The organism is Nocardia sp. NPDC055321 (assembly GCF_053645575.1).
The window spans coordinates 1-19632 of the sequence record NZ_JBSHMS010000020.1 but is presented as its reverse complement, the minus strand read 5'-3'; the positions used below and the strand labels follow the sequence as shown (position 1 = coordinate 19632).

19 protein-coding genes are annotated in these 19632 nt (G+C 69.4%); 12 read left to right on the top strand and 7 right to left on the bottom strand.

The window, feature by feature from the left end; all coding sequences use genetic code 11:
- Window positions 1-121: 121 nt before the first annotated feature.
- Window positions 122-484, top strand: coding sequence for an FKBP-type peptidyl-prolyl cis-trans isomerase (locus ACWIGI_RS29170; RefSeq protein WP_454205697.1), 363 nt, complete (start codon window positions 122-124; stop codon window positions 482-484).
- 79 nt (window positions 485-563) lie between these two features.
- On the opposite strand, the gene ACWIGI_RS29165 is transcribed toward ACWIGI_RS29170, so the two are convergent.
- The 6 genes from ACWIGI_RS29165 to ACWIGI_RS29140 form a co-directional block, all read right to left on the bottom strand.
- On the bottom strand, window positions 564-845 hold the full coding sequence (locus tag ACWIGI_RS29165; protein ID WP_454205917.1) for a hypothetical protein: 282 nt from the start codon (window positions 843-845) through the stop codon (window positions 564-566).
- 155 nt (window positions 846-1000) lie between these two features.
- On the bottom strand, window positions 1001-2164 hold the full coding sequence (locus ACWIGI_RS29160; protein ID WP_454205696.1) for a hypothetical protein: 1164 nt from the start codon (window positions 2162-2164) through the stop codon (window positions 1001-1003).
- A 29-nt stretch (window positions 2165-2193) separates the two neighbouring features.
- Window positions 2194-3585: a sensor histidine kinase gene (locus ACWIGI_RS29155; protein ID WP_454205695.1), complete on the bottom strand. Its 1392-nt coding sequence runs from the start codon at window positions 3583-3585 to the stop codon at window positions 2194-2196.
- A complete protein-coding gene (locus ACWIGI_RS29150; RefSeq protein ID WP_454205694.1) occupies window positions 3582-4289 on the bottom strand; it encodes a response regulator transcription factor in 708 nt (235 codons plus the stop codon). Before ACWIGI_RS29150 ends, ACWIGI_RS29155 begins: the two co-directional genes overlap by 4 nt.
- A 25-nt stretch (window positions 4290-4314) precedes the next feature.
- Window positions 4315-4701 carry a hemophore-related protein gene (locus ACWIGI_RS29145; RefSeq protein ID WP_454205693.1) on the bottom strand — a complete coding sequence of 129 codons (387 nt, stop codon included), beginning with the start codon at window positions 4699-4701 and terminating at the stop codon, window positions 4315-4317.
- 132 nt (window positions 4702-4833) lie between these two features.
- Window positions 4834-6957 carry an AMP-binding protein gene (locus ACWIGI_RS29140; RefSeq protein WP_454205692.1) on the bottom strand — a complete coding sequence of 708 codons (2124 nt, stop codon included), beginning with the start codon at window positions 6955-6957 and terminating at the stop codon, window positions 4834-4836.
- A gap of 511 nt (window positions 6958-7468) precedes the next feature.
- Here ACWIGI_RS29140 and ACWIGI_RS29135 point away from each other — a divergent pair.
- The 8 genes from ACWIGI_RS29135 to ACWIGI_RS29100 all read left to right on the top strand — a co-directional run bounded on the left by ACWIGI_RS29135 (window position 7469) and on the right by ACWIGI_RS29100 (window position 16004).
- A complete protein-coding gene (locus tag ACWIGI_RS29135) occupies window positions 7469-11329 on the top strand; it encodes an ATP-binding protein (protein ID WP_454205691.1) in 3861 nt (1286 codons plus the stop codon).
- Window positions 11326-11739 carry a roadblock/LC7 domain-containing protein gene (locus tag ACWIGI_RS29130; protein ID WP_029930951.1) on the top strand — a complete coding sequence of 138 codons (414 nt, stop codon included), beginning with the start codon at window positions 11326-11328 and terminating at the stop codon, window positions 11737-11739. The genes ACWIGI_RS29135 and ACWIGI_RS29130 overlap by 4 nt, the downstream gene beginning before the upstream one ends.
- Window positions 11740-11746: 7 nt before the next feature.
- On the top strand, window positions 11747-12121 hold the full coding sequence (locus ACWIGI_RS29125) for a DUF742 domain-containing protein (protein WP_067531005.1): 375 nt from the start codon (window positions 11747-11749) through the stop codon (window positions 12119-12121).
- Window positions 12102-12704: a GTP-binding protein gene (locus ACWIGI_RS29120; protein WP_454205690.1), complete on the top strand. Its 603-nt coding sequence runs from the start codon at window positions 12102-12104 to the stop codon at window positions 12702-12704. The genes ACWIGI_RS29125 and ACWIGI_RS29120 overlap by 20 nt, the downstream gene beginning before the upstream one ends.
- A gap of 46 nt (window positions 12705-12750) precedes the next feature.
- Entirely contained in the window at window positions 12751-14313 is a 1563-nt protein-coding gene (locus ACWIGI_RS29115) for a carboxyl transferase domain-containing protein (protein WP_454205689.1), read from the top strand.
- 136 nt (window positions 14314-14449) lie between these two features.
- Window positions 14450-14680: a hypothetical protein gene (locus tag ACWIGI_RS29110; RefSeq protein WP_454205688.1), complete on the top strand. Its 231-nt coding sequence runs from the start codon at window positions 14450-14452 to the stop codon at window positions 14678-14680.
- A gap of 54 nt (window positions 14681-14734) precedes the next feature.
- Entirely contained in the window at window positions 14735-15031 is a 297-nt protein-coding gene (locus ACWIGI_RS29105) for a hypothetical protein (protein WP_454205687.1), read from the top strand.
- A gap of 175 nt (window positions 15032-15206) precedes the next feature.
- A complete protein-coding gene (locus ACWIGI_RS29100; RefSeq protein WP_454205916.1) occupies window positions 15207-16004 on the top strand; it encodes an aldo/keto reductase in 798 nt (265 codons plus the stop codon).
- A 57-nt stretch (window positions 16005-16061) separates the two neighbouring features.
- On the opposite strand, the gene ACWIGI_RS29095 is transcribed toward ACWIGI_RS29100, so the two are convergent.
- Window positions 16062-17246, bottom strand: a complete 1185-nt coding sequence (locus ACWIGI_RS29095; RefSeq protein WP_454205686.1) for an NAD(P)-binding domain-containing protein — start codon at window positions 17244-17246, stop codon at window positions 16062-16064.
- 67 nt (window positions 17247-17313) lie between these two features.
- Here ACWIGI_RS29095 and ACWIGI_RS29090 point away from each other — a divergent pair, with 67 nt between their 5' ends.
- The 3 genes from ACWIGI_RS29090 to ACWIGI_RS29080 are packed head-to-tail and all read left to right on the top strand — an operon-like array spanning window position 17314 to window position 19578.
- Window positions 17314-18039: an enoyl-CoA hydratase gene (locus tag ACWIGI_RS29090; RefSeq protein ID WP_454205685.1), complete on the top strand. Its 726-nt coding sequence runs from the start codon at window positions 17314-17316 to the stop codon at window positions 18037-18039.
- 41 nt (window positions 18040-18080) lie between these two features.
- Window positions 18081-19202 (top strand): MBL fold metallo-hydrolase, encoded by a 1122-nt coding sequence (locus tag ACWIGI_RS29085; protein ID WP_454205684.1) that lies wholly within the window; start codon window positions 18081-18083, stop codon window positions 19200-19202.
- A gap of 31 nt (window positions 19203-19233) precedes the next feature.
- Window positions 19234-19578 (top strand): antitoxin, encoded by a 345-nt coding sequence (locus ACWIGI_RS29080; RefSeq protein WP_454205683.1) that lies wholly within the window; start codon window positions 19234-19236, stop codon window positions 19576-19578.
- The last annotated feature ends 54 nt before the right edge of the window (window positions 19579-19632 follow it).

Here is a 19632-nt window from a genome sequence, read left to right as displayed (position 1 = left end):
GATCGTCCATATTGCCGCTGCGCCGGGCCGGGCTCGCGCGCGGTGCCTGATTACGGGGTGGCCGTATGCCAAGGCATAAGGTGATCAACGATCCCGATCCCCTAATCGAAGAGGACAACCCATGAGCAAGCCCGAAATCGAATTCCAGGAGGGCGACGCCCCCACCACGCTGGTGATCAAGGACCTGGTCGTGGGCGAGGGCGCCGAGGCCACCCCCGGCGCCACGGTCGACGTGCACTACGTCGGCGTCGAGTTCGCCAGCGGCGAGGAGTTCGATTCGTCCTGGAACCGTGGCGAGTCCATCACCTTCCCGCTGCGCGGCCTGATCCAGGGCTGGCAGGAAGGCATTCCGGGCATGAAGGTCGGCGGCCGCCGCCAGCTGACCATTCCGCCGGAGCTGGCCTACGGCAAGGCCGGCGCGGGCCACCAGCTGTCGGGCAAGACCCTGGTCTTCGTCATCGACCTGCTGGACGTGCTGAGCTGACATCCGGCTCACCGCACTATCGCGCCCGCCTCGCTGTCCGCGAGGCGGGCGCAGTCCTTCGGAGGGTGTTCCGGCGTACTCAGCTGACGATCGTGTTCATGATCGTGCCGGCGCTGGTGGCCGTCGCGCCGCCGATCATGGCGTTGGCGACCATCTTCGGGGAACCGGCGCCGCCGCCCCACTTCTCCCAGGCGAACTTGCCGCCACCGTAGGTGATGGCCGCGATGCCCGACATCTGGGTGAACCAGGTGAAGTAGCGGAACATCTTCATGAGTTTGTCCGCCATGGGCGGGGTTTCGGCGGTGGGGTTGCCAATCTGGGCCAGGACCGTGCTGTACATGTCGTGCGCGGCCAGCATCATGCTCACGATCGTTTCCTCTCCGGTACCGGGGGCGCTGGGGTCTAGCCGTGGCGCGGGGTAGGGCAGGAGCGAGTTGTGAAAACGAATCGATTAGAACAATTCGGACATGATCTTAGCTTGGCGAACCGCCGAATGTTGCTGATTGTTTGCGATTCCTAGTCGCGAACGATGTCGACCGGATCGGTCAGGGCGGTGGCGATGGCCGACTGCTGGGCGACGCCGCGCTGGGGAAGCGCGCTCAACGCCTGATTCGCCTGTTTGCCGAGGGTGGTGGTGACGGCCTGGAGCTGGGTGACTCCCGCCGTGAGCGCCTGGAGCGCGCCCTGCAACTGCGCGCTGCCCTCGTCCGCGAGTTGCGGAATGCTCGCCGCCAGCGAACCGCCCTGATTCAACTGCGCGCTCGCCTCGCCCAGCCGGGTCGCCGCGTCACGCAGCAGCTGCCCGAGCGAGGTCTCGGGGGTGACCTCCGCCCCGACCAGCTCGCCCACCCCCGAGAGCTGGGCGCCCGCCTGCCCGGCCACCGTCTGCAGGCCCTGCAGCTGCCCGATGACGTTCGCCAGCCGCGGATCACCCGCGAAGGGCAGCGCCTGCAGCAGCGGGACCACCGTGTCGATCCCGCCACTGAGCTGATCGGCGGCCCCGGACACCTGCCCGACCGTCACGCCGGTCGAATCCAGCGCCGCCGCAAGCTGATTCGCCTGCGTGGTGGCCGCCGACACGGTGTCGTTCAACGTCGCGATGGCCGCGGTCAGCTGTCCGGCGCCGGCCTTGGCCTGTTCCAGGAAGCCGAGCATGTCGTCGGCGCCGGAGCTGAACTGTTCGGCGCCCGCGGCGGCGGCCTGCACGCCCATGTCGAGCATCTGCGTGGTCAGCGCGACCTGCGTGACCGAACCGCGCGCGGCGTTCATGGCCGCGAACACGGTGTCGAGCCCGGTCGCGGTGATCCGCCGGGTCACCTCGTTCACCGCGTCGGTGACCAGGGCCGGGTCCGCGTCCTCGTGGGTGGTCACGGTGACCTGCGCGCGCTGCGGCTTGTCGGTGGCCAGCGAGGTGACGGCGGTGGACAGATCGGGCGGCAGGGTGATGACGGCCGCGTAGTCCGCCGTACTCGCCTCGGGCACCACCTCCCATTCCCGCGCCCCGCCGTCCTGCAGGGCGATCGCGATGCGCTGCCCCATGGGGCCGGTATCGCTGTTGACGAGCGCCACCGCGGTGGGCGCGGGCTCCTGGCGTAGATAGGCGATCGCGCCCGCGCCGACCGCGATTGCCAGCAGCGGGAGTGCGACGAGAAGGGACCGGCGAGTGGGTTTTCCGAACACCCGTCACACCGTAGAGGTGCGAATTGGCGCTAGCTCTGGCGCTTTTCTGAGAATTCGGTGAAGTTCGGCGGCAATCCGGCTCCGGGAGCGGGCAATTCGAGCACCAGCCGGACGCCGCCGAAGGTCCCGTCGTCGAAGTACGCGCGGCCGCCGTGCAATTGCGCCTGCTGCGCCACCAGCGCCAGCCCGAGCCCGGAGCCGCCCTTGGTCGCCAGGCTGCCGCGCACGAAGCGTTCGAAGACCGCCGCGCGTTCGTGCGCCGGAATGCCCCGGCCGTTGTCGTCGACGGTGATGATGATGTGCCCGAAGGGATCCCGGTGCGCGGACAGCAGCGCCAGCGTGGCGTGCCCGTGCCGCGCGGAATTGGCCAGCGCGTTGTCCACCGCCAGCCGCAGCCCCGTGGGCAGGCCCCGGGTGACGAGTTCGGCGTCGGTGTCGATGAGCACCTTCAACTCCGGGAAGTGCCGCATGGCGTCGTGCGCGGCGGCGTCGCAGAGTTCGGCGACATCGGTGTCGACGTGGTCGCGTTCGTGGGTCAGATCCCCGGCCGCGAGGCGTTCGAGCGCGCCCAGGGTGGATTCGACCCGGTTCTGGCCGCGATGCAGGTCGGTCAGGATCTCGATGCGCTGGGCCTCGTCCAGATCCAGGGTGCGCAGCACCTCCAGGTCGGTGCGCATGGCCGTGAGCGGGGTCCGCAGCTCGTGGGCGGACACCGCCGCGAAATCGCGCGCGGTCTCGAGCGCCGCGGCCGTCTCGGCCTGGGCCCGGTCGATGCGTTCGAGCATGGTGTTCACCGCGTCGGCGAGCTGCTCGGATTCACGCACGCCCGCCCCGTCCACCGGCAGCGGGCCGCCGGGCTCGCCGTGCCTGCTCAGCTGCCGGGTGAGGTTCTCGATGGGCCGTACCGCGCGCCCGCCGAAGAGCCAGCCCAGCCCGGCGGCGGCCGCGACCGCGGCTCCGGCCGCCCACAGCACCCAGCGCCGCTGGGTCGCGGTGACCCGCTCGGTCTCGGTGGTCGGAATGCCCAGGGACACAACGCGTCCCGGCGGCTGGTTCAGGGTGGTGGTGAGCACGCGGTAGGTGTTGTCGCCGACCGTCACGGTGTGATTGCCCTCCGGCAGCTCCGGCAGCCGCACCGGCGTGCTGGCCAGCGAGCCGTCCTCGTTGCGCACGGTCAGGGCCAGGTCGTTGGTCGGGCCGAGTACGCCGAGCACGGTCACCGCGACCACCGGTTCGATCAGCACCACCCGCGAGGTGAGCGCGAGCTGCTGGTCGGCCTGGGTCATGTTGTTGCGCTCGATGGCGTACATGGTGACCCAACTCAACACGGCCACAATGATTGTCGCGCCCAGCGCCGCCGCGGCGGCCACGCGGGCGCGCAGCGAGAAGGTGCGCCGGGTACGCCGCCGGGCCGGGCTCATTTCGGGATGCGCAAGACGAATCCGACGCCTCGAATGGTGTGCAGCAGCCGGGGTGTGCCGTCCACTTCCAGCTTGCGCCGCAGATATCCGACGAATACGTCCACCACATTGGTGTCGGCGGCGAAGTCGTAGCCCCATACCAATTCGAGCAGTCGTTCCCGGCTCAGTACCACCCCGGCGCTGCGCGCCAATGTGGACAGCAACTCGAATTCCCTTTTGGTGAGCTCGATTTCCGTGCCGTGCAACAGCGCTCGATATCCGGCGACATCCACTTCGAGTGGACCGACGGTGATGGCTCCCGGAATGGCGGAGACGGGCGTATCGGTGCGGCGGCGCAGCAGCGCCTTGATGCGCGCCACCAATTCCGCGAGTACGAAAGGCTTTACGAGATAGTCGTCGGCGCCGGACTCGAGTCCGGCAATTCGATCATCGACCGAACTGCGCGCGGACAGCACGCAGATCGGCACCTCGTTGCCCATGGCGCGCAGGGCCGTCACCACGCCGGCGCCGTCCAGCACCGGCATGTTCATGTCCAGCACCACCGCGTCGGGCGGATCGTCGGTGACCGCGCGCAGCGCCTGCGCCCCGTCCCGGGCGATGATCACCCGGAAGCCGGAGAGCCGGAGCCCGCGTTCGACCGAGACGAGCACGTCCTCATCGTCGTCGACGACCAGGACACTGGGTACTTCGCCGCGTTCGCCCACGGGTTCCATTCTCGCAGTCGCTGCCTCAGTAGTTGTGGCAGGTGTCGGCGACGAGTTGGATCGTCGCCGCGATGCCGGAGGCGTTCGGGTTGGCCTCGGCCTGGGCGGCGGCCTCGGGATTCGCGCGCACGTAGGCGTCGAACTCGGCCTGTCGCTGTTCGATCGGCTGGTTGAACTTGGCCTCGAGTTCGGCCTTCTGCGCGGGGTTCTGATCGAGCATCGACGCCAGCGCGGGCGCCTTGTCGTGCAGCGCGGCATCCACCTGAGCGAAGCTGCACGTCGAATTCAACAGGGGGGCCGCCAGATCCAGGGGACCGGCGGAGGCGGTGGCGGGAACGAGGGCGAGGGCGAGGGTGGCGAGGGCGCCGGCGCCCAGGACCGCTCCGGTCCGGCGACTGCGGACGAGACTCATGCATCGACCTTTCTAGGCTCTGCACGCGAATCAGGCGATCCGCGCCCGCCCGACGCTAGGGCACCCGCTCGAGAGGGCCGTGAGCCCTTTCTGAGAAAACCCTATGGGTGGCGCCGGGCGTGGCGGCCCGGATCAGGACGTGGCTGCCGGGTCCTCGGCAGGTGCGGCGGGAGCCGCGGGCGCCTCGGGCTCGATCCGGCGGAACGGCATGGTGGCCGCGTCGGCCGCGCGGATCCGCTCCCGATCGTCCATGACGGTGACCGCGTCGCGGATCTGCCGTTCCAGGGTGGGCAGCATGGCGGCGTCCTCGATGGTGGGCGGCACCTCGTACTCCCCGCCCGCCGCGATCTGGCGCATGGTGCGGCGCAGGATCTTGCCCGAGCGGGTCTTGGGCAGCGCGGTCACCGGCACCACGTCGTAGAGGGTGGCGATCGCGCCGACCCGATCGCGGACCCGCGCGATGACCTCGGCGCGCAGTTGGTCGGCGTCGATGTCGACCCCGGCCTTGAGCACCACGTAGCCGATGGGCCGCTGGCCCTTGAGCTCGTCCGGCACCCCGACCACCGCGGTCTCGGCGACCAGCGGATGTCCGGCGATGGCGGCCTCGATGCCGCCGGCCGAGAGCCGGTGCCCGGCCATATTGATGACGTCGTCGCTGCGGCCCAGGACGTAGAGGTAGCCGTCCTCGTCGAAGTAGCCGGAGTCGCCGGTCAGGTAGTGGCCCGGGTAGGCGGCGAGGTAGGAGCGTTCGAAGCGGGCGTCGTCGCGCCACAGGGTGGTCAGGGCACCGGGCGGCAGCGGCAGGCCGATGACGATGTTGCCCTCTGTATGGGGGGCTACCGCGTTGCCGTCCGAATCCAGCACCCGCAGCCGGTACCCGGGCACCGGCACCGACGCCGAGCCGATCTTGATCGGAAGTTGTTGCAGGCCCAGCGGATTGGCGCACACCGGCCAGCCGGTCTCGGTCTGCCACCAGTGATCGACCACCGGGCAGTCCGGATTCTCGCGCAGCAGGGTGCCCGCGGCCCATTCGTAGGTGGCCGGATCCAGGCGCTCGCCCGCACAGAACAGCGCGCGCAGGGTCGACAGATCGTGCCGGTGCGCGAGCTCGGCCTCGGGATCGGCCCGGCGGATGGCGCGCAGCGCGGTCGGTGCGGTGAACATCACGTCCACCCGGTAGTCCTGCACCAGCCGCCAGAAGGTGCCCGCGTCGGGCGTGCCGATGGGCTTGCCCTCGTAAAGGACGGTTGTCGCACCCACCAGCAGCGGCGCGTAGACGATGTAGGAGTGCCCGACGACCCAGCCGATGTCGGAGGTCGTGAGCATGACCTGCCCGCCGGAGACGTCGTAGATGTTGCGCATCGACCAGGCCATGGACACCGCGTGCCCGCCGTTGTCGCGCACCACGCCCTTGGGCTTCCCGGTGGTCCCGGAGGTGTAGAGGATGTAGAGCGGATCGGTCGCGGCCAGCGAGACCGGCGCGGCCGGTTCGGCGTCGACCAGCGCCGCGTCCCAGTCCAGCCAGCGCGCGGCCACCGTCTGTGACGACGCGGGCAGGGTGTCGGTGGCGGCCTGTTCGGCCGGGAACCGGTTGGCGGGGAAGCCCTCGCGCTGTTTGACGAGCACGGTCCGGGGCGCGGTGGTCCGGGCCAGGTCCAGGGCCTGCAGCACGATCGGCGGGTACTCGATGCGGCGGCCCGGCTCCAGCCCGCCGGAGGCTGTGATGATCAGCACAGGCTCGGCGTCGTCGATCCGCGCGGCCAATTCGTGGGCGGCGAAACCACCGAAAACGACAGAGTGGACAGCACCGATCCGCGCGCAGGCGAGCATCGCGATCACCGACTCGGGAATCATCGGCATATATATGACGACGCGATCGCCGGTCCGAACACCCAGGCGCAGCATGGATCCGGCAAATCGGGCGACTTCGTCGAGTAATTCGGCATATGTATAAACACGCCTGGCGCCGGTCATAGCGGAGTCGTATATTAGGGCGGGCTGATTGGCGCGACCCCCCTCCTGACCGCCGAAAGTGCCGTCCGGGGTTGTGATCTCGCGCACATGCCGATCGAGTGCGTTGTAGGAGGTGTTGAGGCGAGCGTCCGGGAACCAGCGCGTCGTGGGGCGGGCGGTGGAGTCGACAATCTGGGCGGGCGGTACGTCCCAGCTGATGTATTCGGCCGCGGTGCGCCAGAACTCCGAGGGGTCGACCAGGCTCAATTGATACGCCGGTCGGTACTCCTGCTTCGCGTTCAACCCCGTGACTCCCTAGCTCCGCATCAGCACGCATGTGAAGGGCAGCGATGCCCGCCTCGATAGATCAGCCTGATTGTGGCAGACTTCACGCGACGTCCGGGCGGGCGCCGCGACCTTTGATTTTGCCTGCAAACGGCTGGTCAGAGACCGGTGGTTGCCAAGAGGTCACACAAGAAGTTATTGATCCGTTAGAATCGCATGTCACATATTTCGGCCGTCTTGGACGCAATTTCTCGGCCAGCCGCAGTTCTCGCCTCGCTCCGCCTGCCGGGTCCCGCGTGCGATCGCGGAGGCTCGCTGATGGCGCGTGGCTGGGGCCAGTTTGGAAAGTGAGTGGGAGATGCGTGACGCCGCAAGGTCGTCCGGCAGCAATAAGCGCTGGGCGCTGAGCAACTGGGACCTGCGATGGAAGGTGACGGCAGTGCTGGCCGTCCCGCTTCTGGTCGCTGTCGTCCTGGGTGCGTCGAGGATCTCGGCAGAGTTCTCAGAGTCGACGAGGCAGTCGACAGCAGTGGAGCACGTCGCCGTCATTCCGGCGATCACGGGTTTGAGTGCGGCCGCCGGCCAGGTGGTCGGCGGTCAGATGGTGAAGATCGGCAACAACTCGTTCACCACCGAGCCGGAACTGGCGACGCTCGACACCGCCATCAAGTTCGCCGAGCGCGCCACCGGCGAGCTCGGGTCCATGCCCACCGCGAAGGCCGCGCTCGAAGACATGATCGTCGCCTCGAAGGCGGTACTGGCGCAGGGGCTCGCACCCCTGGCGACGACCGTCGAGGGCACCAATCAGATCGAACGGATCCGCGCCAACAGCGTCCGGACCGTGGAGACCATCGTCTCGACCATCGCCGACAAGAACGTCGACCAATCCAAACTACGTCTGGTCGACGCCCTGAACACCCGCGTGGTGCTGGTCGGTCAGATCGCCGGTTTCGCCGAGGTGCTGCGCAGCAACACCAAGGACGGCCTGCGCGACATCCAGATCTCCATCAGCACCGAACGTCAGATGCTCGGGGTGATCGGCCATCGCTTCCCCGACGGTGACGCGCTCATCTCCGATCTGCAGGGGCAGATCGACACCCGGCTGCAGCTGATCACCAGCCCGCAGGCGCAGGCCGGGCAGCTGCCCGCCACCGAGTTGAAGGACTCGCTGGTCGTCAGTATCGGCAAGTACCAGGAGATCAGCACGAACGCGACACGGGACATCGTGGCCCGAGTCGACTCGCTCGCCTCCACCGCGCGCGGTGACGCCATCCGCTACTCGATCGTCGTCATCGCCACCATCCTCGGCGCGCTCGCGCTGGCCGTGTTGATCGCGCGCGCGATGATCGTCCCGCTGCGCCGTCTGCGTCTGGCCGCGCTCCGCGTCGCCGAGTACGACCTCGCGCAGGAGGTCACCGCGCTGCGTGACGGCGCCGACCCCGAAGACGTGCCGCTGGAACCGATGCCGGTGCACACCGACGAGGAGATCGGCCAGCTGGCCCGCGCCGTCGACGACATCCACGGTCAGGCGCTGCGCCTGGCCGCCGACCAGGCCGCGATTCGTACCCAGGTCAACGACATGTTCGAGACCCTGGCGCGGCGCTCGAAGTCCCTCGTCGACCATCAGCTCACCCTCATCGAGGCGATGGAGTACGACGAGAAGGACCCGCGCCTGCTCGAAAACCTCTTCCGCCTGGACCATCTCGCCGCGCGTATGCGCCGCAACGGTGACAACCTGCTGATTCTGGCCGGCACCAAGCAGCGCCGGACCAAGTCCGCGCCGGTCGAGATCGCGGACGTGCTGCGCGCCGCCATCTCCGAGGTCGAGGACTACGAACGCGTCAAGCTCGGTGCGACACCCCGTGGTTCGCTCACCGAACCGGCCGCCTCCGACCTCGCGCACCTGTTCGCCGAGTTGCTCGACAACGCGCTGCGCGCCTCGCCGCCGGAGACGGACGTGAAGTTCACCTTCGCGCAGGCGCACGACACCGGTCTGCTCATCGAGGTCGCCGACCGCGGCATCGGTATGCCGCCCGCGGAGATGGCCGAGATCAACCGCAGACTCGAGACGACCGCCGAGGTCGGTCCCGACACCGCCCGCCACATGGGTCTGTTCGTGGTCGGCCGGCTGGCCGAGCGGCACGGTCTGACCGTGCGCCTGCGCCCGACGTTCGACACCGCGCGCGATCCCGGCGTGACCGTGACCGTGCACGTGCCCAAGGCACTCATCGTCGGCACCGGCGGCGGCGCCATTTCGGTTCCGCCGCAGCCGAATCAGCAGGCCCCGGCCCCGCAGGGCGGTGGCGCCCCGGCCAACCAGGGCGGCACCCCGGCGTCCATGCAGATGCGCGCGGTCACCCGTACCGCGACGGGCAACGTCATGGTCACCGTGGATCCGGGTGGGAGCGGGCCGATTCCGGCCGGCCAGGCCCCGGCGTCCGCTCCGTCCGGACCGGTTCCGGCGGCGGCCAAGGCTCCGGGCGGACTGCCTCAGCGCAACCCGGGTACACAGATTCCGGCGGGCATCGCCAATACCGGTCAGCCCGGCGGCGGTTTGCCGCAGCGGCAGCCGGGTACCAACGGCCCGACCATGAAGCATTCGGTACAGGCTCCGGCCGGTGGCGCTCCGGGTGGCCTACCCCAGCGCGCGCCGGGCGCGCAGATCCCGCCCGGCACGGACTCCCAGCCGGGCGCGGCGCTGCCGCCGCGGCAGCCGGGCGACGGTCCGGCCCGTCCGGGTGGCGGTCTGGCCGCGAACATGATGCGCCGTCAGGGTGCCCCGGGCGGGGTGCCGCAGCGGCCGGGTGGCCCGGGTGCGCCCGGTGGTCCGGGCGAGCCGGGCGGCCTGCCGCAGCGCGGCCCGGTGCCGCCGCAGCAGCGCGATCCCAGCGGGCTCGCCCCGCGCGGTGACGGCCCGGGTGGGCTGCCCCAGCGTGATCCGTCCGCCGGTGGTCTCGCTCCGCGCGAGCCCGGCACCGGTGGTCTGCCGCAGCGTCAGCCCGGTTCCAACGGCGCTCCGTCGCGGGAGCCGAACGTCGGCCTGCCGCCGCAGCGTTCGGCCGCCGGTGGGCTGCCGCAGCGTGATCCGGGCAAGAACGGTGCGCCGCAGCGTGATTCCGCGCTGGGCGGGCCGCAGGGCCCGGGCGCCGGTGGCAACCTGCCCCCGCGCGAGGGTGGGCTGCCGCAGCGCGGCGCCGCCCCGCAGGGCCCGTCGGGTCTGCCGCAGCGCGAGGCCGGTCAGAACGGTGCGCCGCAGGGCGGTCTGCCCGCACGTGACGGATTGCCCCAGCGGGACGGTGGTCTGCCGCAGCGCGGCGAGGCCGGCGCCTCCGGGCTGCCGCAGCGCGAGGCTCCGGCGCCACGTGACGGTGAGCCGAACGGCCTGCCGCAGCGCGGTCCGGGTGGGCTGCCGCAGCGCGGTGAGGCCCCGAACGGTCTGCCGCAGCGTGATTCGGGTCCGGCCCGGCGTGAGCCCGGCAACGGGCTGCCGCCGCGCGACGGTGGTCTGCCCCAGCGTGACGGCGGCTTGCCGCAGCGCGACAATGGTCTGCCGCAGCGCGGTGAGACCGGTGCTTCCGGTCTGCCGCAGCGGGATCCGAACGCGGGCGGTCTGCCGCGCCGCGGTGGCCCGGGCCTGAACGGCCCGGCCGGCAACGGCGCGCCGCAGCCCGAGCCCTTCGGCGGGCTGCCCCAGCGTGGCGAGTCCGGCGCCCCCGGTCTGCCGCAGCGGGGCGAGGCCCCGGGTGGGCTGCCCCAGCGCGGCCCGGGTAACGGTCTGCCGCAGCGGGATCCGGCGGCCGGTGGGCTGCCGCAGCGCGGCGGCAACGGACTGCCGCAGCGGGAGCCGGGTGCGGGTCTGCCGCAGCGTCCGGCGCCGCTGCCGGGCGTCGGTCTGCCGCAGCGGGATCCGGCCGCGGCCGGGTTGTCCCAGGGCGAGGAGTCCGGTGATCCGAAGGATCGCGGACGCCACAGCTTCCGTTCCAATCCGCAGAAGGCGGCCTCGTTCTTCCAGACCCGGCTCCAGCCGGCCGGGGAGTCCGAGGCGGCCATGGGTACGCCGATCTTCGCTGAGATGATGTCGGCGTGGTTGTCGGATCCGAGTGCGGACCGGTCCCAAGTGGCCTCTTCCTTCGAATCACCCGGTGATGAGGGTTGGCAGGCCGCACAGCGCGCGGTGCAGGCCGAACCGCAGCGGCGTACCGCCGCGGGTCTGCCGCAACGTGATCCGGGCAACCGGCTCGTGCCGGGCGGTGTCAACGGAAACGCTGACAAGGCCGCCCATCGCGACCCAGAATCCATCAGGTCGAGTCTGAGTCGGCATCAGCAGGGTGTCCGGGATGGCCGCGCAATGAAAGAAATGAACCTAACCGGAGATAAAGGAGACCGATGAACCCCGATCTAGGTGGTACGAAGCGTCAGCTGGATTGGCTGGTTTCGAACTTCGCCAATGAGGTTCCCGGCGTTGCGCACGCGGTTCTCGTGTCGGCCGACGGCCTACTGATGGCCGCGAGCGCGCAGCTGCCCGTGGACCGTGCCGAGCAGCTGTCCGCTGTAACCGCGGGCCTCGCGAGCCTGTCGGTGGGTGTGTCGAATCTGTTCGAGGGCGGCACGGTGCTGCAGTCCGTCGTGGAGATGGAACACGGCTACCTGCTGCTCATGGCAGTCGGCGACGGCTCGTACCTCGCGGTGCTCACGAATACCTCGTGTGACATCGGTCAGGTGGGTTACGAGATGGCGTTGTTGGTCGAGCGAGTGGGCCAGACGGTTCAGGCCACACCTCGCGTCACGATGGGTTCCTGATGGCGGGATGGACATAGACAACGAACGCGTTGGGAGCGCCGAACCCAGCCTGGTTCGCCCTTATTCGCTGACCGCCGGTCGCACCCGGCCCAAGGTGGAATTGGCGTTGGAGGCGCTCGTCGCATCGCATCCGGTCGCCCTCGAGCGGCAGTTCGAACTCACCAACATCGAAACGTCCATCGTGGAGTTGTGCAGAGAATCGCCGTCTGTCGCGGAGGTGGCAGCGCGCCTGGGCATTCCCATCGGGGTCGCCCGGGTGCTGGTCGCCGACCTCATCGAAGCCGGCCATGTGCGGGTTTCGGCGACATTGAAAGACGATTCCAGCGACGATGAACGTCGCGAGCTGATCGAAAGGGTTCTCAGTGGACTCCGGCGTATTTGATTCGACGACACAGGTCGATACGCGCACCAGCAAGCCCACGTCGGCCAAGATCGTGGTCGCCGGTGGCTTCGGTGTGGGCAAGACGACCCTGGTAGGTGCCGTCTCGGAGATCGTTCCGCTGCGCACCGAAGCTTTGGTGACCAATGCCAGTGTGGGCGTTGACAGTTTGACCGGAGTGCCGTCCAAGGCCACCACCACGGTGGCCATGGATTTCGGTCGCATCAGCCTCGCCGACGATCTGGTGCTGTACCTGTTCGGTACGCCCGGCCAGTACCGCTTCTGGTTCATGTGGGACGACCTGATCAAGGGCGCCATCGGCGCGGTGGTGCTGGTCGACACCCGCCGGCTGGAGGACAGTTTCGCGGCCGTCGATTATTTCGAGGCGCGGAATCTACCCTTCCTGGTGGCCATCAACGAATTCGACGACGCGCCACGGTATCCGGTCGAGGACATCCGCCAGGCGCTCGCCGTTCCCGCGGACACCCCGATCCTGTCGATGGACGCCCGTCGCCGGGAGCCGGTGAAGCAGGCGCTCGTCGCCGTCACCGAGTACGCCCTGCGCAAGGTCGTCCAGGGGTACTGATAACACGCGACCACCGACGTTGACCGCAGCGACGTCGGGGTCAACTATGCTCGCGCGCGTGAAGATCTCGGCGCGCGAGTGGCTCGGCGAAATGCTCGATCCCGGTTCTTTCGAGAGCTGGGATCGACCGCCGGTTGCCGTCGACGCCGCGCCCGGGTACCGGGCCGAACTGGCGCGGGCGGAGCGGTCGGCGGGCACCGATGAGTCGGTGCTCACCGGTTCCGGTTCGCTGCGCGGGCGGCAGGTCGCCGTGATCGCCTGTGAATTCGCCTTTCTCGCGGGGTCGATCGGCGTGGCCGCGGCCGAGCGGATCACCGCCGCGGTGGAGCGCGCGACCGAGCGCGGGTTGCCGCTGGTGGTCTCGCCGACCTCGGGCGGCACCCGAATGCAGGAGGGCACAGTCGCTTTCGTGCAGATGGTGAAGATCGCCGGTGCGGTCGCGGCGCATCGTTCGGCCGGGTATCCGTATCTGGTGTATCTCCGCAATCCGACGATGGGTGGCGTGTTCGCCTCGTGGGGATCGCTGGGGCACATGACATTCGCGGAACCCGGGGCGCTGATCGGGTTCCTGGGGCCGCGCGTCTATCAGGCGCTGTACGGCCGGGACTTCCCGGACGGGGTGCAGACAGCGGAGAACCTCTATCGCAACGGGGTCATCGACGGCGTGGTGCCGGTGCGTGTCTTCCGCCGCATCGCGCATCGCGCGCTGAACGTGCTGTGCGGGCCGGCCGCTGCGCTGCCCGAACAGCAGGGCGACGCCAGGGAATTCGACACCGGCATCGGGGTATTGCGCGCCGGGAGCGAGCTGTACGGGCCCGCGCTACGCGGCACCGATGACATGCCCGCCTGGCAGTCGGTGCTGGTGTCGCGCCGGGGCGATCGGCCCGGCATCCGAGAGTTGTTGCGGCACGCCACCGATCGGGTCCCGCTCTCGGGTACCGGTCAGGGCGAGGCCGATCGCACCGTGGTGCACGCCCTGGGCTCGCTGCGCGGTCAGCCCTGCATCCTGTTCGGTCACGATCGCGCGGGTCAGTCCGCCGACCAGACCATGGGTCCCGCCGCCCTGCGGGAGGCCCGCCGCGCCATGCACCTGGCGGCCGAACTGCGCGTGCCCCTGGTTCTGGTCATCGACACGATCGGCGCGTCGCTCTCGCGCGAGGCCGAGGAACGCGGCCTCGCACCCGAAATCGCCCGCTGCCTGGCCGATCTCGTCACCCTCGACACCCCCACGGTCTCGGTCCTGCTCGGTCAGGGCAGCGGCGGCGGCGCCCTGGCCCTGCTGCCGGCCGACCGCGTGCTGGCCGCCGCCAACGGCTGGCTCGCCCCCCTCCCGCCCGAGGGCGCCAGCGCGATCGTCTACCGCGACACTCTGCACGCCCCCGAACTGGCTGCCGCCCAAGGCATTCGGGCGAAAGACCTCCTCGCGAACGGCATCGTCGACGCGATAATCCCCGAATACCCCGACGCCGCCGACGAACCCGTCGACTTCGCCCTCCGCACGGTGTCCGCGATAGCCGCCGCCCTCGCCGACCTGACCACGAAGCCAATCCCCGAGCTCCAGTCCCTGCGCCGTAACCGCTACCGCCGCCTGGGCCTGCTCACCCCCTGACGCCCCCGCCGGGATTACCTTCGCCACCGGTTTCGGGGTCTCCCCGGATGCATTGCCCAACAGTATTTTTCTCCGTGAACAACAAGTCTCGCGTGTGCCAGGGGGTCACGCCGCATTCTCTTCACGGAGGTTCTTCATGCGCCATTCAGTACGTCTCGCCGTGGTCGGAGCGGTCGCGGTCGCGGCCCTGACCACCGGTGCCACCACCGCTACCGCGGAAACCGGTGTGAACGGTTCCGGTGCTGTCGGCGCGGGCTCGGCCGAACTGTCCACCGGTTCCGGGCAGTTGGTCTACAAGATTCTCGTGGCGTTGGGCATCTACCCGGCGAATCCGGGATGCCCCTTTCCTCCGTCGATGTGTGGATGAGGTCGACGGCCGAATTTGTCCGAGCCGCAACCCCTATCGAGTTTTGGAGATGTAATGCGTAGAACAGCTCGTTTACTCCTGATCGGTACGATCGCCACCGCCGCACTCATGAGCGGATCCGCCGCTGCGTCCGCTGACACCGCGCCCGCGGAAGTAGCGGGATCGGGATCGGCGGGTAGCTCCTCGGGTTCGGGCGCCGTCGAAACGAAAATCCTCCTGGATCTGCTGGAAGTGGGCTCCGGACCGTCGGGTGGGATCATCCCCGGATTCCGGGAGTTCCTCATCGATTCGGGCTCCTTCACCCGGTGTGAGATCGATCCGCCGATCGGTCCGCCGATGTGCTGGGATTAGTCGGTCGACGCGACGTTCCTAGCTGAAAGTTAGCTACTTCACAAAGCCACTGCCAGGGCTAACACGCCGGGGAGCGTGGTTGACGTGCGGGTAAAGGGCTCCTACCGTCGGAATGGTGACTTACCGGAGCGAGACCAGCGCAGTGCCGTCGATCGTCCTGGGGGACGGGCAGATCATGCCCAAGCTCGGATTCGGGGTGTTCAAGGTCGACGCCGACGAGACGGTGGAGATCGTGAGCGCCGCACTGGGGGTGGGGTATCGGAGCATCGACACCGCCGCGGTCTACGGCAACGAGGCCGAGGTGGGGCGGGCCATCGGGAAGTCGGGGCTGGCGCGGGACGAAGTGTTCGTCACCACCAAGCTGTGGAATTCCGATCAGGGCTACGACGCGACCCTGCGCGCGTTCGACGCGAGCATGGAGCGGCTCGGGCTCGATGTGCTGGATCTGTATCTGATTCACTGGCCGATTGCCGGGTCCAATCTCTACGTCGACACCTTCCGCGCCCTGCAGGCGCTGAAGGCGCAGGGCCGGGTCACCTCCATCGGGGTCTCGAACTTCCAGCGCGCGCATCTCGAGCGCGTGATCGGTGAGACGGGGGAGACCCCGGTGGTGAACCAGATCGAACTGCACCCGTATCTGACCCAGAACGAGCTGCGCAAGTTCCACGCCGAGCAGAGCATCGTCACCGAGGCGTGGAGCCCGTTGGGCCGCGGCGCGGAGTTCGAGGATCCGGTGATCCTGGCCATCGCGCAGGAGACCGGCCGCACCCCCGCGCAGGTGGTGCTGCGCTGGCACATGCAGCTGGGCAACGTGGCGATTCCCAAGTCCGCCACGCCTTCTCGTATCGCCGAGAACTTCGAGGTGTTCGATTTCGAACTCACCGGGGCGCAGGTCGCGCGGATCACGGGCCTGGACCGTGGCTCCCGACTCGGCCCGGACCCGGACACCTTCGACGCGGGCGCGCCGGAGTAGCGTCCGGCATCGTTTCGTCGTTCGCTCGACCCGGTGCCCGCCGGCAGCCCGGCGTGCTCAATTCCCGGGTAGCCCAAGGTATTCGGTGAGTTCCGCGGCCGCCGCCCGCCCGGCGCGATTGGCGCCGATGGTGCTGGCCGAGGGCCCGTACCCGATCAGGTGGATGCGCGGATCGGCGGCGACCTGGGTCGCCAGCCGTCCCGTCATGGTGATGCCGCCGCCCGGCCCGCGCAGCCGCAGCGGCGCCAGATGGTCGAGGGCGCTGCGGAATCCGGTGGCCCAGAGGATCACGTCGGCGGCCTGGAACCTGCCGTCGGCCCAGCGCACGCCGCCGGGTTCGATGTGATCGAACATGGGTTCGCGGTTCATGACCCCGCGGGCGCGCGCCGCGCGCACCCGGTCGGTCTCGAGGAGCCCGGTCACCGAGACCACCGAGCCGGGCGGCAGCCCGCGCCGGACCCGGTCCTCGACCAGCGCCACCGCCGCGCGCCCGTCCTCGGGCGCGAACGCGCCGTCCCGGAACACCGGTTCGCGCCGGGTCACCCATGTGGTGTTGGTCACCGCCGAGATCTCGTCCAGCAGTTGCACGGCGGTGATTCCGCCGCCGACCACGATCACGTGCTTGCCGGCGAATTCGGCGGCGTCGCGGTAGTCGTGCGCGTGCAATTGCCGTCCGGCGAAGGTGTCCGCGCCCCGGTAATAGGGAATGAAGGGTTTGTCCCAGGTGCCGGTGGCATTGACGAGTCCGCGCGCGCGAATGGTGCTGTCGGCGTCAGCAATTGAAACCGATTGGTCTGAATTGGCGGTGTCATTCGGGCCGCCCGCCCGGGTCTCGGCGTGCAGCAGCCCGTCGACTTCGGCATCGGGGCAGGTCACGGCCGTCGCGCGATCGCAGACCACGCGCACCGACCGCGGCCGCCGCACCCGCAGATCGAATCGCTTCTCGTACAGCGCGAAATAGTGCGGCACGGCGGTGGCGGCCCGGACATCATCCGCCCCGTCGGCATCGGCGCCCAGCGTCTCCGCGAAGGACATCCCCGGCAGATCGTGCACCCGATTCACCGTGCTCAATGTCAGTGACGGCCACCGGAATTGCCATGCCCCGCCCGGCGCGGGGGAGTGATCGACGATGAGGAAATCGCGTTCGGGCGCCAATCCGAGGCGTCGCAGGTGGTATCCGACCGACAATCCGGCCTGCCCGGCGCCTATCACCAGGATGTCGACATCGGGTGTTGCTGTCACGGACCCGACGGTACGCCCGCTTAGAGTGAAGCAAAGCACGGGTACGCAGCTCAGTGGGGAAGGACAAATGCTCGGAGTCAGCCGCGATGGCGAAGTCGTCACCATCGAACTGCAGCGTCCGCAACGGCGGAACGCCCTCAACGACGAGCTGGTGGGTGCGTTGCACGCCGCGATCGACGAGGCCGCGGCCACGTCGCGGGTCATCGTCCTGACCGGTCAGGGTCCGCTCTTCAGCGCCGGCGCGGACCTGGACGGCGTGTACTCGGACAGTTTCCTGTCCGGTCTGCTCGCCATGCTGCACGCCATCGAGACCGCTCCGGTCCCGGTGATCTCGGCGATCAACGGCGGCGCGTTCGGGGCCGGGGTGCAGCTGGCGCTGGCCTCGGACCTGCGGGTGATGAGCGCGGATTCGTTCATCGCCATTCCCGCGGCGAAGCTCGGCATCTCGGTCGATCGCTGGACCGTGCGCCGACTATCGTCGCTGATCGGCTCGAGCCCGGCGCGCACGCTGCTGCTGGGCGCGGAACGTATCTCGGCGCAGGACGCGTACACCTTCGGATTCGCCAACAAGATCGGCACACTCGCGGACGCCCAGATGTGGGCCAAGCACATCGCCGAGCTCGCACCGCTCTCGCTGCGGCACCTGAAGCTCGTCTTCAACGACGACGCCACCCGCGGCGAGGACACCAACGCGCAGGCCGACGCGCTGCGCGCGGCCTGGACCAGCGAAGACGCTCAGGAGGCACGAGTGGCACGGATGGAGAAGCGCCCCGCGAAGTTCCAGGGCCGATGAACGGGGGGCGCATGACCGCGAATTCGCGGAAACTGGTGGGTATGGCAGCTGGTGCTTTCGGTATCTCCTGGTTGGTGCGGGCGGCGTGGGGCATTCCCTCCGCCATCGGCGCGTCGATGTCGGCCATCGCCCCGACCGCCACGGGATCGGCGACCTATCGCAAGGGGCAGTTCCACAACACCGAGCCGAGCAGTCAGCTCACGGGTTCGGGCCTGGAACTGCTGTATCAACTTCTGACCCAACGCAATTCGGGCCGGCCGCCGGGCCGCATCCCGGTGCAGACGCCCGTGCTGCCCGAGCAGGCCGCGGATCTGGCGGTGACCTGGTACGGCCACGCCACCTGCCTGGTGGAGGTGGACGGGTACCGGGTGCTCACCGATCCGGTGTGGAGCGAGCGCGTCTCCCCGTCGCCGCTGATCGGCCCGGCCCGGTTGCACCCGGTGCCGACCCCGATCGAGGTGCTGCCGCCGGTGGACGCGGTGCTGATCTCGCACGATCACTACGACCATCTCGATCGCGAGACCGTCGATGCGCTGGTGACCGGGCAGGACGCGGTCTTCATCGTCCCGATCGGCATCGGCGCGCACCTGCGCCAGTGGGGCGTGCCGCAGGATCGGGTCGTCGAATTGGATTGGGCCGCTTCGGTCGCCCTCTCGGATCTGAACCGCAATCGCGACGACGGCACCGACCTGGTGATCACCTGTTCGGAGGCCAGGCACTTCTCCGGCCGGGGTCTGGTGCGCAACACCACGCTGTGGGCGTCCTGGTCGATCGCCGGTCCCACCCGCCGCGTCTACTTCGGCGGCGACACCGGCTACACCAAGGCGTTCGCCGAGGCGGGCGCCCGGCTCGGACCTTTCGATCTGACGCTGCTGCCGATCGGAGCCTACGATCGGCATTGGCCGGATGTGCACATGAATCCGGAGGAGGCGGTCCGATCGCACGCCGACCTGTGTGTCGGGGACGCGGGATACGGCCTGCTGGTGCCGATTCACTGGGCGACCTTCAATCTGGCCTTCCACGGCTGGTCGGAGCCCGTTCGACGGCTGGTCGCGGCCGCACAGGAGGCGGGAACGGCGGTCGCCGTGCCCAAGCCGGGTCAGCGGATCGACCCGATTGGCCTCCCACCACGGGATTCGTGGTGGGAGGATGTGCGCGAATGACCGAAGACCGAGAGTGAAGGAGTGCGCAGCTGTGAGTCTGATCGACACGCTCAAGGGATTGGTCGGCAAGGGCAAGGAAGTGGCGGCCCAGAACGCCGATAAGATCGAGAACGCGGTGGACAAGGCCGGGACCTTCATCGACGGCAAGACCGGAGGGAAGTACTCCTCCCAGATCGAAAAGGGTTCCGAGGCCGTCAAGAACGCCATTCCGGCCGACGCCGCCGCGCCCGCGGACGCCCCGGCTCCGGCTCCGGAAGCGGCTCCCGAGCCCGCCGCGACGCCCGCCCCGGCCGAGGCCGCGGCCGAGCCCGCCCCGGCTCCCGAGCCCGCGCCCGCGGCTCCGGACGAGACGCCGAAGAACCAGCCGCCGGCCTAGTCGCCGCACTGTCGTACGGGCCGCCCGGGTCCGGCGGGCGTCTCCCGCCGGACC

Bases quoted from the DNA above. Each gene is read 5' to 3' on its own strand.
- ACWIGI_RS29105 (WP_454205687.1), top strand. From the start codon at position 14,735: ATGCGTAGAACAGCTCGTTTACTCCTGATCGGTACGATCGCCACCGCC.
- ACWIGI_RS29085 (WP_454205684.1), top strand. From the start codon at position 18,081: ATGGCAGCTGGTGCTTTCGGTATCTCCTGGTTGGTGCGGGCGGCGTGG.
- ACWIGI_RS29145 (WP_454205693.1), bottom strand. From the start codon at position 4,701: ATGAGTCTCGTCCGCAGTCGCCGGACCGGAGCGGTCCTGGGCGCCGGC.
- ACWIGI_RS29130 (WP_029930951.1), top strand. From the start codon at position 11,326: ATGAACCCCGATCTAGGTGGTACGAAGCGTCAGCTGGATTGGCTGGTT.
- ACWIGI_RS29100 (WP_454205916.1), top strand. From the start codon at position 15,207: ATGCCCAAGCTCGGATTCGGGGTGTTCAAGGTCGACGCCGACGAGACG.
- ACWIGI_RS29155 (WP_454205695.1), bottom strand. From the start codon at position 3,585: ATGAGCCCGGCCCGGCGGCGTACCCGGCGCACCTTCTCGCTGCGCGCC.
- ACWIGI_RS29165 (WP_454205917.1), bottom strand. From the start codon at position 845: ATGATGCTGGCCGCGCACGACATGTACAGCACGGTCCTGGCCCAGATT.
- ACWIGI_RS29090 (WP_454205685.1), top strand. From the start codon at position 17,314: ATGCTCGGAGTCAGCCGCGATGGCGAAGTCGTCACCATCGAACTGCAG.
- ACWIGI_RS29110 (WP_454205688.1), top strand. From the start codon at position 14,450: ATGCGCCATTCAGTACGTCTCGCCGTGGTCGGAGCGGTCGCGGTCGCG.
- ACWIGI_RS29170 (WP_454205697.1), top strand. From the start codon at position 122: ATGAGCAAGCCCGAAATCGAATTCCAGGAGGGCGACGCCCCCACCACG.
- ACWIGI_RS29125 (WP_067531005.1), top strand. From the start codon at position 11,747: ATGGACATAGACAACGAACGCGTTGGGAGCGCCGAACCCAGCCTGGTT.
- ACWIGI_RS29115 (WP_454205689.1), top strand. From the start codon at position 12,751: ATGCTCGCGCGCGTGAAGATCTCGGCGCGCGAGTGGCTCGGCGAAATG.